Genomic DNA, 12,963 nt, shown 5'->3' with positions numbered 1-12,963 from the left:
ATTTAACGCCGTCAGGATGGCCTCGGCTCCAGATCCTCGACGCCTGTTGCGCGAAAGGGCTCACGTTCGCGGCCGACGCGCCCTAGCCTTGAACCTCGACCTGCGGGGCCTCGACCCGCGCGCCCCACGCCAGAGGACCTCGCCTTGGACTCCTTCCCCGCCTATTTCCCCCTCGCCGGCCGCAAGGTGGTGATCGCCGGAACCGGCGAGGGCGCCGAGGCCAAGGCCCGGCTGTTCGACGGCTCGCCCGCCACGCTGGTGCGGCTGGACGGCCATGCCGCCTTCCTGCCCGGCTCTTACAGCGGCGCGGTGCTGGCCTTCATCTCCAGCGCCGACGAGGTGTTCGCCCAGGCCGCCGCCCGCGCCGCGCGCGCCGCCGGCGTGCTGGTCAATGTCGTCGACAAGCCCGACATGTGCGACTTCAACACCCCCGCCGTCATCGACCGCGGCGAGGTGGTGGCCGCCGTCGGCACCGGCGGCGCCGCGCCTGTCCTGGCGACGATGCTGCGCTCCGACATCGAGGCCCAGGTGCCCGAGGGCGCCGGCCGCGTGGCCGCCCTGATGCGCAATTTCCAGAGCGAGGTGCGCGGCGCCTTGCCCACCCTGCATGAACGCCGGGCCTTCCTGCGCGAAGCCCTCTCCGGCGAAGCCGCCCAGGCGGCCATGACCGGCGACATGGAAAAGGCCGGCGCCCTGTTCCGCGAGGCCCTGGCCAGGAGCGTCAGGAAGGAAGGCAAGGTCCGCTTCGTGGCCGGCAAGGGCCCCGCCGATCTTTTGACCCTGCGCGCCGTGCGAGCCCTGTCGGCCGCCGACGTGCTGGTCATCGACGAAGCCGCCGACCCGGAAGTGGTCACCATGGCCCGCCGCGACGCCCGCCGCCTGTCACCGGCCGAAGCCTCGCCCGAACACCTGATCGAACTGGCCCGCAGCGGCCGCCAGGTCGTGCGGCTGGTCGCCGCCCCGGTCGAGGCGACGGACATCCAGGCGCTGGCGGCGGCGGGCGTGGCGGTGGAAGTACTGCTGGCGGCGCCGAGCGCCTGACGGCGTCCCCCTCAGTCGCTCCGCGACAGCTCCCCCAGAGGGGGAGCATCTGAGGCCGCGCTTCAGAGATCCTCCCCCTCTGGGGGAGGTGGCCCAGAGGGCCGGAGGGGGGACGTTTTCAGCTGCCGCCGACCAGGGCCGATTGCCCACCAACTCCCCCCGCCGATCGCTTCGCGATCGCCTCCCCCACGGGGGGAGGTTCCTCAACCACCACGCCGCATTGACTCCCCGTCCCCCCTCCGTATGTTCCGCGCCGTTCGAGTGACTGGCGTTGAAGGTGGGTGACCACCGGGGAGCTCGAGACGCATATGCCGCGCGCCTGGGCTCCTTTCTGATTGCAACCAGACCCGGAGTCCCGCCGTGCCCGCCGCCCCCGACTATCCGTCCGCCCCCGATCTCGTCGCGCCTGCGCGCGCCCTGCTGTCGGTCTCCGACAAGACCGGCCTGGTCGAGGCGGCCAAGGTCCTGCACGAGGCGGGCGTCGAGCTGGTCTCGACCGGCGGCACCAAGGCGGCCATCGCCGCGGCCGGCCTGCCGGTGAAGGACGTGTCGGACCTGACGGGCTTCCCCGAGATGATGGACGGCCGGGTCAAGACCCTGCACCCCATCGTCCACGGCGGGCTCCTCGGCGTTCGGGATGCTCCCGAACATGCGAAAGCCATGGCCGACCACGGCATCGGCGGCATCGATATCCTGTACGTGAACCTCTATCCGTTCGAGGCCACCGTCGCGAAGGGCGGCTCGTACGAAGAGTGTGTCGAGAACATCGACATCGGCGGCCCGGCCATGATCCGCTCGGCGGCCAAGAACCACGGCTACGTGTCGGTCTGCACCGACCCGGCCGACCTGGCCGAAGTGCTCGAAGCCCTGAAGGCCGACGGCGGCACGTCGCTGGCCCTGCGCAAGACCCTGGCGGCCCGCGCCTACGCCCGCACGGCGGCCTATGACGCCGCGATCTCGACCTGGTTCGCGGCCCAGCTCGGCCAGGACTTCCCGGCCCGCAAGTCGATCGCCGGGGCCTTGCGCCAAACCATGCGCTATGGCGAGAACCCGCACCAGAAGGCGGCCTTCTACACCTTCCCCAACCCCCGCGTCGGCGTGGCCACGGCCAGGCAGCTGCAGGGCAAGGAACTCAGCTACAACAACATCAACGACACCGACGCGGCCTTCGAGCTGATCGCCGAGTTCGATCCGGCGGCCGGCCCGGCCGTCGCCATCATCAAGCACGCCAACCCCTGCGGCGTGGCCCTGGGCGCCACCCAGCGCGAGGCCTATGAGCGGGCTCTGGCCTGCGACCCCACCTCGGCCTTCGGCGGCATCGTCGCCACCAACACCCGCCTGACCCGCGAGGCCGCCGAGGCCATGGTCGAGATCTTCACCGAGGTGGTGATCGCCCCCGAAGCCGACGACGACGCCGTCGCCGTCTTCGCCGCCAAGAAGAACCTGCGCCTGCTCGTGACGGGCGGCCTGCCCGACCCGCTGTCGACCGGCGACACCTTCAAGAGCGTGGCCGGCGGCTTCCTGGTGCAGTCGCGCGACGACGCGCGGATCAAGGCCAGCGACCTGAAGATCGTCACCAAGCGCCAGCCCACCGAGGAAGAGATCCGCGACATGCTGTTCGCCTTCCAGATCGGCAAGCACGTCAAGTCCAACGCCATCGTCTACGCCCGCGCCGGCCAGACCCTGGGCGTCGGCGCCGGCCAGATGAACCGCAAGGACAGCGCCCGCATCGCCGCCCTGCGCGCCGCCGACTTCGGCCTGGACCTGGCGGGCTGCGCCTGCGCCTCGGAAGCCTTCTTCCCGTTCGCCGACGGCCTGATCCAGGCGGCCGAAGCCGGCGCCACGGCGATCATCCAGCCGGGCGGCTCCATGCGCGACGCCGAGGTCATCGAGGCCGCCGACAAGCTTGGCCTCACTATGGCCTTCACCGGCGTGCGAGTGTTCCGCCACTAAGGATTGCGGGCGCTTCCGGCGCTCCCCAAATCCGACTACTCCCGCCCGTCCTTTCGAGGACGGGCGGAACAGTAAGGACGGACGCGCATGGACAGCACAGCCTGGGGAGCCAAGGTCGTCGCGCGCTCGCGGGTGTTCAAGCCCGCGGGCCTGGGCCCCTTCCCGGTAGCGCTGATCCTGCACGGCTGCGGCGGCAAGACCCCGTTCCTGGAGACCTATGCGGAAGTCGCCGTGAAGGCCGGCTACGCCGCCGTCGTGCTCGACTCCTTCAAGCCGCGCGGCATGAGCACGCTGGACGGCAAGCTCTTCGTCTGCACCCTGATGACCCTGCATGGCGCCAAGCGGGCGGCCGACATCTTCGGAACCCTGGCCTGGCTGAAGACCCAATCCTGGGCGCGAGCCGACCAGGTGTTCCTGGCCGGCTGGAGCCACGGCGCCTGGACGATCATGGACGCCTACGCCGCCGGGACCTCGGCGCCCAGCGCCACCGGCCTGGCCGACGCCGACGCGGTCGCCCTGCGCCGGCAGGTCAAGGGCGCGCTGCTGGTCTATCCGTATGCGGCCTATCCCTCGATGACCAGCCGGCGCGGCTGGGGCCCCGGCGCCCCGCCGGTGTGGTCGGTGCTGGGCCAGAAGGACGGCGTGGTCGGCTGGCGCTTTCCCAAGAAGGCGCTCGACCGCCTGGCCGCCGACGGCGTGAAGGTGGATCTCAAGCTCTATGCCGACGCCACCCACGCCTTCGACGACGACAAGGCCAACGACCCGCGGGCCATCTACCGTCCCGACCTGTTCCAGGAGGTTCAGGACTATTTCGGCGCGGCCCTGAAGGCCGTCGCGCCAACGCCGGGGCTGTTTGCTTGAATCCCTCTACCGGAGGGCCGCGCCGACGCCCCTCCGGTCGCCCGCGACAGCTCCCCCAGCGGGGGAGCATCCACGGCGCTAGATCCTCCCCCTCGGGGGAGGTGGCCCGGAGGGCCGGAGGGGGTCGCCGCAAGCGGCCTACCGCTTGATCGACACCGACACGCCCATGAAGCGCGGTTCGCCGGCGATGAATGTGGGGATGCCGAAGGCGTCGCCGGTGTTGCCGGCGTCCTTGATGTAGTCCTGCTCCAGCACGTTGGTGACGAAGGCGCCGAAGGTCAGCGCGCTGTCCTTGGGCTGATAGGTCAGGCGCAGGTTCAAGAGGCCGTAGGCCTTCTGCTTCTCGTCCTGGACGGTGTCCTTGATCACGCCGGTGGTGGTCTGCAGGGCGGCGATGTCGTTGTTGTTGTCGAAGAACATCTCCGACTGCCAGGTGTAGGTCGGGATCAGGGTGAAGCGGCCCACGCCCGTGTCGAAGCCGGCCTTCACGCCGATCGAGGCCTGGTGGTCGGGCGACAGGCGGAAGTGGTTGCCGTCGAACAGGCCGTTGCCGAAGCGGGCGTGGCTGTAGCCGTAGGTGGCGAAGACCAGGAAGTCCTTCGTCGCCTGGAAGTTCACCTGGCCCTCGAAGCCGGTGGCCTTGGCCTCGCCGGCGTTCAGCGGGATGGTCTGGCCGTTGGCGTTGCGCTGGCTGGTCTGGAAGTTCTCGTAGTCGTAGCGGTAGATCGCGCCTTCCAGGGTCAGGCGACGGTCCAGCAGGGCGGTCTTGGCGCCGGCCTCGTAGGAGGTGACCTCCTCGGCGGCCACCTCGCGGAAGGTCGCCGCCGCGCCCGGCGTGCCGTTGCTGCCGGCCAGCACCTTGGGCCGGCGGCCGGTCGAGACCGAGCCGTAGAGGCTGGTGTTGTCGGCCGCCTTGTAGCGGGCCACCAGGCGATAGGTGACGCCGTTGTCGGTGAAGTCCTGGTACTGCGCCTTGCCGTTCAGGGTGGGCTGAACGATCAGGCCGCGCTGGGTTCCGGTCTGGGCCAGCATGATGATCGACGGACCGCTCATCGAGGCGCCGTAGCCGCTGGTCTTGTCGTCGTAGGTGTAGCGCGCGCCGGCGGTCAGCTCGAGGCGGTCGGTGGCCTTGAAGGTGACGTCGCCGAACACGTCGTACGAGTTGGTCTCGCCGTAGTTGGTGTATTCCTCGCGGCGGCTCGACGGCAGGGCCGCCAGCGCCGGCAGGACGTTGATCACCGACATCGGCAGGGCGTTGGGGATCGGCAGCTGGCCGGTCAGGAAGAGGCCGGCGACCTTCTCGTTGATCAGCATCGGCACGCGCTGGCTGCCGTCCTCCCAGAACCAGCTGGCGCCGCCGAAGGCGGTGATGCGGCCGCCGGCGTCGTAGTTGAGGCGGAATTCCTGGCTGGCCGACTTGCCTTGGGCGTCCTCGGCGAAGGTCAGCATCGGCAGCGAGAAGCCGTCCGGATCGAACACTTCCTCGCCGGTGAAGTAGCGATAGGCCGAGGTCGAGTTCAGCGTGAACTTGTCGTTGAGCCTGTAGCTGGCCAGGGCCGTCAGGCTCCACAGGCGACGGTTCAGGCCCAGTTCCTGGTTGTTCTCGAAGCCCTCGACAGTGGACAGGGCCGCGCCGGAGTTGCGGCCGCGGTCGCCGAGCACCGCGCCGGTCTGCGGGTTGGTCGGGGCGTAGGTCAGCGACTTGAACGAGGTGCCCGACGGATTGTCCTGCTGGTAGTTGTAGAGCACGTCCAGCTTGAAGCGGTCGCCCGGGTCGTAGGCGATGGCCACGCGCACGGCCTGGGTGTCGGTGGAGTTGAAGTCCTCGCCGCCCAGCAGGTTCTCGACATAGCCGTCGCGCTTCTTGGAGCGGGCGGCCACGCGCACCGCCAGCGAGTCGCCGATCGGCACGTTCACCATGCCCTCGATCAGGGCGTAGCCGTTGTCGCCGCCCTCGACCTTCAGGTTGGCGGCGGCCTCGTGCCTGGCCTTGGCCTGGATGATGTTGACCGCGCCGATCAGGGCGCCGCGACCGTAGAGGGTCGACTGCGGGCCCTTGGCGATCTCGACGCGCTCCAGGTCGAACAGCTCGACATAGGAGCCGCGCGACTTCGAGATCGAGACGCCGTCCTGATAGACCGACACGCGCGGCTCGGTGGTGGCCTCGCCGCTGTCCGACGTGATGCCGCGCATCACGAAGCCGGGGTTGTTGGGCGACTGGTTCTGCACGTCGAAGCCGGGCACGAACTGGCCCAGCTCCTCGAACTCCTGCAGGCCAAGGGCTTCCAGCGTCTCGCCCGAATAGGCGGTCAGCGCGATCGGAACGTCCAGCACGCTCTGCTCGCGCTTCTGGGCGGTGACGACCACTTCCTGCACTTCGGTCGAGGGCGGGGCGTCGGCGGCGATCGCCTGGCCGGCGAGGCTCAGGGCCAGCAGGCTGGCTCCGGCGAGCGAGGTGGTGCGGATGGCGCGCATGGACTATTCCCCTCCAACAACTGTACGAGGCCTCGCCCCTAGGGAGCGGCCGTGTCGCCCACGCGACGGGGTTGTGAAGGAGCCGTGAAACCCTTGGCCGACGCCGACGACGAGATGGAGGACCTGCTGGACGCCCCCGACGACGCAGGGGCCGCCGGCACGGCGGGCGAGCGCCGCGTGCAAGGCCGTCTCGACGGCGACCTCGTCGGCCAGCGGCTCGACAAGGCGCTGGCCGTGCTGTTCGACGAACTCTCCCGCGCCCGCCTCCAGGCCCTGATGGCGGAAGGCCGCGTCTTCCGCCTCGACGGGAGCGACCAGCCGCAAGCGGTGACCAACGGCTCGGCCAAGGCCCAGGCCGGCGACTACCTGGTCGTCGAACCGCCGCCGGCACCGGCCATTCCCGAGCCCGAGGCCATACCGCTCAGCGTGCTCTATGAGGACGCCCACCTGATCGTGGTCGACAAGCCGGCCGGCATGGCCGTGCACCCCGCCCCCGGCAGCGAGACCGGCACCCTGGTCAACGCCCTGCTGCACCACTGCGGCGACAGCCTGTCGGGCGTCGGCGGCGTGGCCCGGCCGGGCATCGTCCACCGGCTCGACAAGGAAACCTCCGGCGTCATGGTCGCGGCCAAGAGCGACGCGGCCCATCGCGGCCTGTCGGCCCTGTTCGCCACCCACGACATCGACCGCATGTACGTGGCCCTGGTGCGCGGTGCGCCGCATCCGTCGTCGGGCACGATCGAGACGCGCCTGGGCCGCTCGCCGCACGATCGCAAGAAGATGGCGGTGCTGAAGAGCGGCGGCCGCGAGGCGGTCACCCACTACAAGGTCGAGCGCGTGTTCGGCGGCGACGGCGCAAAGCCGCTGGCCGCCCGGGTGTCGTGCCGGCTGGAGACCGGCCGCACTCACCAGATCCGCGTCCACATGGCCAGCAAGGGCTCGCCCTGCCTTGGCGACCCGGTCTACGGCGCCGGCGCCCCCGCCGCCCCGGTCAAGGCGATCCTGGTCGAGACCGGTTTTTCCCGCCAGGCCCTGCATGCCGCCCTGCTGGGCTTCGTCCACCCGGTGACCGGCGAGACCCTGCGCTTCGAGACCCCCCTGCCGCCCGACATGGCCGCGGTCCAGACGGGGCTGGAGGCGCTGTGAACTTGCGCCCGCGAAACATTCGCGCCCTAATTCAGCTTCGCCGCCCGCGTATCGGTTGAGGGCTGGAGATCCGTCACATGCTGTTCGCCGCCCGTCTCGCTATGCCCCTTTCACTCGGTCTGGCCCTGCTCGCCGCGCCCGTGCTGGCCCTCGCCGCCGGCGCCGACGACGAGGTGGTGGCCACGGCCAAGACGACGTCGAGCCCGGCCCAGGCCGCGACCGCCCCCGCGCCGGCCGCGCCCGAGGCCACCCGCCCCCTGACCACCCAGGAACAGATCGACGCCTGGCTGAAGGCCTCGCCGGTCAAGACGACGGCCCAGGACGGCCCGCTGAACCTGTCGCGCGACGACGACGCCGGCCCCATAAAGCGCAAGGTCCACGGCAGCGTCGAGGTCGGCGTCGGCACCGGCGGCTATCGCCACATGTCGGCCACCGCCCTGTTCCCGGTCGGCGAGACCGGCACGCTGGGCGTCGCCGTCTCGCAGACCGAGTTCGGCAAGAACGGCCGCTGGGGCTACGGCTACGACGACTTCGGCTACGGCGGTCCGGGCTACGGCGGCCTGGGATATGGCGGGCTCGGATACGGCGGCTATGGCTACGGCCCCTACGCCCGCGGCGGCAAGAGCCAGTCGGTCGCCGTATCGCTGGACATGTCGGGCCGCGGCGCGTCGGCCGAGCGTTGCGTCGACGGCCTGCGCGCCGACGACGGCCGCTATGTCGAACCGCTGTGGGCCACCCAGATGCGCGGCTCCCAGCGCCCCTGCGACATCGACGACCGTCGCTGACCAGACGATTCCGGCGTTCGCCGAAGCTTAACGGCTTGCCGTCATGGTGCCCGCAAACGGGGACCTTCAGGCGTAAGCATGCAGCCGGAAATCACAGCGTACCACCACGCCGCCAGCGGGCGCGTGACCTATCTCGTCTCTGATCCGGCGACCCTGCTCTGCGCCATCGTCGATCCGGTGCTGGACTTCGATCCGGCCACCGGCGAGACCTCGACCGCCTTCGTCGACGCCATCATCGCCGACATTCGCGAGAAGGACCTGGGGCCGACCTGGATCCTCGAGACCGCCGTCCACACCGGCCACCTGTCGGCCGCCGGCCACCTGAAGTACGAGACCGGGGCCTCGGTCGCCATCGGCGCCCAGGTCCTGGAAAGCCTCCAGCGTCTCGTGCCCGTTCTCGGCGCCGAGGGCGTCGACCTCGAAGGCTGGGACTTCGACAAGCTGGCCCGCGAGGACGACGAGCCGCTGATCATGGGCGGGATCGAGTTCCACCCCATCGCCCTCTCGGGCCGCCTGCCCGGCGCCGTGGCCTACAAGGCCGGCGACGTGGTCTTCGTCGGCGACGCCCTGCTGCCGACCGGCCTGCCGGCCAGCGACGCGCCCGGCGCCGACCCCGCCGGCATGTTCGCCGACGCCCGCAAGCTCTTGGCCCTGCCTGACGACGTGCGGGTGCTGTCCAGCTGGGCGGGCGCCGACCCGGCCGCCGCCGACACCACCGTCGCCGCCCAGAAAGCCGCCAATCCTGACGCCGGCGACGGCGTGACGGCGGCGCAGTTCACGGCCCGCCGCGCCGGCGAGAGCGCCGAGCCCTCGGCCCTGACCATCGCGGCCCTCGACGTGGCGGTGCGGTCGGGCAAGCTGCCGCCGGTCGACGAGAACGGCGTGCGCTTTCCGCCGCGGAACATTCGTTCTCTTTAAAAACGCACTTGCCACGAGGGTCGCCGACGCGCCTAATACTTCGCACGTGAAGTATCAGGAGCCGTCCCCATGGCCGACGACCAGAGCGCCAACCTCACCGCTGTCCAGGCCGGCAGCCTGCCCGACCACCTGGGCCTGCAATGGCAGGAGGCCAAGCCCGGTCTCGTGCGCGGCCGCTTCGACGTCGCGCGCCACCACATGGCCCCCAACGGCTTCCTGCACGCCGCCGCCGTGATCGCGCTGGCCGACTCGGCCAGCGGCTATGGCTGCGTTGTCTCCCTGCCCGAGGGCGCGACCGGCTTCACCACCATCGAGCTGAAGTCGAACTTCCTGGGCACGGCCCGTGACGGCGGCGTGGCCTGCGAGGCCAAGCTCATCCACGGCGGCCGCAACACCCAGGTCTGGGACGCCGTCGTCACCGCCGAAGGCACGGGAAAAACCATCGCTCTTTTCCGCTGCACCCAGATGATTTTGTACCCGAAGGCCTGAGCCGCGACGGAGGGTCGCGGCGCGCCGCAAGAAAAGACGAAAAAGCGCATCATGGCCTCTTGCGCTCTTCCGGCGTCGCGGATAGGTATCCCGCCCTCACTCAAGACCGGCCAAAAGCTGGTCACGAAGACCCCCTGGAGAGGTGGCAGAGTGGTCGAATGTACCGCACTCGAAATGCGGCGTGCCTGGAAGGGCACCGTGGGTTCGAATCCCACCCTCTCCGCCATTACCCCCTGAAAACCTAGACCGACCAAGGCGCCTTCAGCGCCGGCCTTTCCGCGTGCTCTCGCGCTCCACCAGCCGCGACGGCACGGTCCGCGCCACGCAGGTCGCGCCGGCTTCGAGGTCGAGCAGCTCCATCGCCACCGCAACGTGAGCGTCGACATCCTGGTCGAACGAGGTCAGGCGGTAGGGGGCCCAGACGGCCATGTCGAGATTGTCGAAGCCCACCACCTGCACGTCGCCCGGCGCGGTCAGGCCGAAGTCCTCGCGCAGCACGTCGATGACGCCGAAGGCGGCCAGATCGTTGGCGCAGAAGAGGGCGTCGGGGCGGTCGGACGACGAGAACAGATCCCGCGCCGCCCGGGCGCCGCTGGCGTAGTCGTAGCCGCCGCCGGCCCGCATCGCCGGCGGCAGGCCAAGCTCGGCCAGGCCATGGGCGAAGCCCGCCTCGCGGGCGACCTGGGCCGGGCTGTCGGCGGGACCGGCAACGAAGCCGAAGCGCGTTCCGCCCCGCTCGCGCAGCAGCCGCGCGGCCGCGACCCCGGCGGCGAAGTTGTCGGACGACACCGAGCGGATCCAGTCGCCCGCCAGGTCCGAGTTCAGGGTGACGATCGGGATGCGCAGCTTCGACAGCTGGCCGGCGGCGTCCTGCGAGGTCAGGGCCAGGGCCGAGACCACGGCGTCGACGCGATAGCCGGCCAGCTGATCGACCACCCCGTCGAGGATGCGGTCGCTGTCGACCCGCACCAGCATCATCTGCCGGCCGGCCGCCGTCAGGGCCCTGGAGAAGGCCTCCAGCGTCATCGCGAAATAGGGATTGTAGAAGCCGCCGACCACGACGGCGACGATGCCCGAACGGTTGGTCTGCAGGATCTTGGGCAGCAGGTTGGGCCGATAGCCCAGAGCCTCGGCCGCGGCCATGACCCTGGCGCGCGTGGCTTCGGCGATCCGGGCGCCGGGCGTGAAGGCGCGCGACACCGCCGACTGCGACACCCCCGCCGCCCTGGCCACGTCGGTCGACGACGGCGGCCGCCAGTTTCCGCTCATGCGGCGATCCCTCGCACCCTTTTTCCCCTCGTACCTCTCTTTAAAGGGTTGCCTTCGGAATGGCGAGTGAATAGCTATGCACACATTCGACCAACCGCAGCGCGGCTCCTAACCGCGCGCCGTCTCCGCCGGGCTTTCGCGTCCGGGCGGGCGATAGGCGCGTGCGCGACCGGCCTCGCCGCTTTCCGCCCCAGCAAGGTCCGCCAATGAGCGTCCCCGCCCGCAGCGCCCCCTCCGCCGCGCTCGTCCAACTGGCCCTGGCCCTGGGCGGCTTCGCCATCGGCACTACCGAGTTCGCCTCGATGAGCCTGCTGCCCGACTTCGCCCGCGCCCTGGGCGTGGACGAGCCGACGGCCGGCCACGCCATCAGCGCCTATGCCCTGGGCGTCGTCGTCGGCGCGCCGGTGATCGCCGTGCTGGCGGCCAAGATCGCCCGCCGCACCCTGCTGGTGGGCCTGATGGTGCTGTTCGCCATCGGTAACGGCCTGTCGGCCCTGTCGCCGACCTTCGAGACCATGGTGCTCTTCCGCTTCCTCAGCGGCCTGCCGCACGGGGCCTATTTCGGCGTCGCGGCCCTGGTCGCCGCCTCGCTGGCGGCGCCCGACAAGCGGGCCTCGGCGGTGGCGCGGGTGATGATCGGCCTGACCGTGGCCACCATCGTCGGCGTGCCCCTGGCCAACGCCGTGGGCCAGTGGATCGGCTGGCGCTGGGGCTTCGTCATCGTCTCGGCGCTGGCGACCCTGACGGCCGTCTCGGTGTTCCTGCTGGCCCCGCGCGAGCCCGCGCCCAAGGACGCCAGCCCCCTGCGCGAGCTGTCGGCCCTGGCCAGCCGCCGCGTCTGGCTGACGCTGGGCATCGGCGCCATCGGCTTTGGCGGCATGTTCGCGGTCTACACCTACCTGGCTTCGACCCTGGTCGAGGTCACCCACGCCTCGCCCGCCGCCCTCCCGCTGGTGCTGATGGTGTTCGGCCTGGGCATGACCGCCGGCACCCTGGTCTGCGCCTGGGCCGCCGACCGCGCCCTGATGCCGGCCGTCGGCGCCATCCTCTTGTGGAGCGTCGCGTCGCTGGCGCTCTATCCCATGGCCGTGGGCAGCCTGTGGACCCTGGTCCCGGTGGTGTTCCTGATCGGCTGCGGCGGCGGCCTGGGCGCGGCCCTGCAGACCCGCCTGATGGACGTGGCCGGCGAGGCCCAGACCCTGGCCGCGGCGCTGAACCATTCGGCCTTCAACACCGCCAACGCGCTGGGCCCCTGGCTGGCCGGCATGGCCGTCTCAGCCGGCTTCGGCTGGCGCTCGACCGGCTGGGTCGGCTGCGCCCTGGCGGCGGGCGGCTTCGTGATCTGGGCGATCGCCGTCTGGGACGACCGCCGCGAGCGGGCCCTGGCGGCGGCTTAAGGCTTCCGCCCTTCCATTTCCGTAAAACCCCCGCGAAAGCGGGGGCCCAGGTGTTTTATCGTCGAGCGCGGCGGATAGCAGCAAAAGCCTGGGTCCCCGCTTTCGCGGGGATTTTACGGAAGAGAGGCGCCTATGCGGTCGCCATCTCCGACAACCCCAGGGCCACCGCCTCGGCCTCCGGCCCGATCACCAAGTGAACCACGGGCCCGTCGAGGCGGACGAGGGCGCGCACGCCGGCGGCCTTGAGGGCGGCTTCGTCGAGCTTGGCGGGGTCGGCCAGTTCCAGGCGCAGGCGGCTGGAGCAGGCGCTGACGGACAGGATGTTGGCCTTGCCGCCGAGGCCGGGCAGCAGGGCCTTGGCCGCTTTCGGGGCCGCCTTCGGATCAGCTGTCTTCACCGGCGTCGCGACCACGGCGGCCGACGCCTGGACGCCTCCCGCCCCGACGGCGGCGCGGATCTCGCCGGCGACGGTGTCGGCGATCGGGCCCAGCACCACCTGCAGGGCCTTGTCGGACGGCCGGACGATCCCGCGCGCGCCCAGGGCCTTGAGGCGCGGCTCGTCGATGGCCTTCTGGTCGGCGACGATCAGGCGCAGGCGGGTGGTGCAGGCGTCGATGCTGACCAGGTTG

11 protein-coding genes, 1 tRNA gene and 1 riboswitch are annotated in these 12,963 nt (G+C 70.8%); of the genes, 9 read left to right on the top strand and 3 right to left on the bottom strand.

Features of this window, described 5'->3' with window-relative positions:
- Nucleotides 1-144 precede the first annotated feature (144 nt).
- The 3 genes from DDF62_RS16795 (at nucleotide 145) to DDF62_RS16780 (ending at nucleotide 3,855) form a co-directional block, all read left to right on the top strand.
- Nucleotides 145-1,041: an NAD(P)-dependent oxidoreductase gene (locus DDF62_RS16795; RefSeq protein WP_116490162.1), complete on the top strand. Its 897-nt coding sequence runs from the start codon at nucleotides 145-147 to the stop codon at nucleotides 1,039-1,041.
- 251 nt (nucleotides 1,042-1,292) lie between these two features.
- A riboswitch (ZMP/ZTP riboswitch) is annotated at nucleotides 1,293-1,373 on the top strand.
- Between the two features lie 28 nt (nucleotides 1,374-1,401).
- The gene (gene purH / locus DDF62_RS16785) at nucleotides 1,402-2,994 is read left to right on the top strand and encodes a bifunctional phosphoribosylaminoimidazolecarboxamide formyltransferase/IMP cyclohydrolase (RefSeq protein ID WP_116490161.1); all 1,593 of its coding nucleotides are present in this window, start codon (nucleotides 1,402-1,404) and stop codon (nucleotides 2,992-2,994) included.
- A gap of 87 nt (nucleotides 2,995-3,081) precedes the next feature.
- Entirely contained in the window at nucleotides 3,082-3,855 is a 774-nt protein-coding gene (locus DDF62_RS16780) for a dienelactone hydrolase family protein (RefSeq protein WP_116490160.1), read from the top strand.
- 138 nt (nucleotides 3,856-3,993) lie between these two features.
- On the opposite strand, the gene DDF62_RS16775 is transcribed toward DDF62_RS16780, so the two are convergent.
- Nucleotides 3,994-6,330, bottom strand: a complete 2,337-nt coding sequence (locus DDF62_RS16775) for a TonB-dependent receptor (protein WP_116490159.1) — start codon at nucleotides 6,328-6,330, stop codon at nucleotides 3,994-3,996.
- 93 nt (nucleotides 6,331-6,423) lie between these two features.
- Between DDF62_RS16775 and DDF62_RS16770 the strand changes: the two genes are divergently transcribed.
- From DDF62_RS16770 to DDF62_RS16750, 5 genes are all read left to right on the top strand, one after another.
- Complete coding sequence (locus tag DDF62_RS16770) at nucleotides 6,424-7,476, top strand: RluA family pseudouridine synthase (protein ID WP_244286850.1); 1,053 nt, start codon at nucleotides 6,424-6,426, stop codon at nucleotides 7,474-7,476.
- A gap of 77 nt (nucleotides 7,477-7,553) precedes the next feature.
- On the top strand, nucleotides 7,554-8,261 hold the full coding sequence (locus tag DDF62_RS16765) for a hypothetical protein (protein WP_244286849.1): 708 nt from the start codon (nucleotides 7,554-7,556) through the stop codon (nucleotides 8,259-8,261).
- 78 nt (nucleotides 8,262-8,339) lie between these two features.
- Nucleotides 8,340-9,179 carry an MBL fold metallo-hydrolase gene (locus DDF62_RS16760; RefSeq protein ID WP_116490158.1) on the top strand — a complete coding sequence of 280 codons (840 nt, stop codon included), beginning with the start codon at nucleotides 8,340-8,342 and terminating at the stop codon, nucleotides 9,177-9,179.
- A 69-nt stretch (nucleotides 9,180-9,248) separates the two neighbouring features.
- Nucleotides 9,249-9,668, top strand: a complete 420-nt coding sequence (locus DDF62_RS16755) for a PaaI family thioesterase (protein ID WP_116490157.1) — start codon at nucleotides 9,249-9,251, stop codon at nucleotides 9,666-9,668.
- Nucleotides 9,669-9,804: 136 nt separating this feature from the next.
- Nucleotides 9,805-9,894, top strand: a tRNA-Ser gene (locus DDF62_RS16750).
- 35 nt (nucleotides 9,895-9,929) lie between these two features.
- On the opposite strand, the gene DDF62_RS16745 is transcribed toward DDF62_RS16750, so the two are convergent.
- Entirely contained in the window at nucleotides 9,930-10,937 is a 1,008-nt protein-coding gene (locus DDF62_RS16745) for a LacI family DNA-binding transcriptional regulator (RefSeq protein WP_116490156.1), read from the bottom strand.
- Between the two features lie 206 nt (nucleotides 10,938-11,143).
- Here DDF62_RS16745 and DDF62_RS16740 point away from each other — a divergent pair, with 206 nt between their 5' ends.
- Nucleotides 11,144-12,334, top strand: a complete 1,191-nt coding sequence (locus DDF62_RS16740) for an MFS transporter (RefSeq protein ID WP_116490155.1) — start codon at nucleotides 11,144-11,146, stop codon at nucleotides 12,332-12,334.
- Nucleotides 12,335-12,464: 130 nt separating this feature from the next.
- On the opposite strand, the gene DDF62_RS16735 is transcribed toward DDF62_RS16740, so the two are convergent.
- On the bottom strand, nucleotides 12,465-12,963 hold a 499-nt coding region (locus tag DDF62_RS16735; protein ID WP_165832274.1), incomplete at its 5' end, for a PTS sugar transporter subunit IIB.

Source organism: Caulobacter radicis (assembly GCF_003094615.1).
In the GTDB taxonomy this organism is placed as follows: domain Bacteria; phylum Pseudomonadota; class Alphaproteobacteria; order Caulobacterales; family Caulobacteraceae; genus Caulobacter; species Caulobacter radicis.
This window is presented reverse-complemented; position numbering and strand designations above follow the sequence as displayed.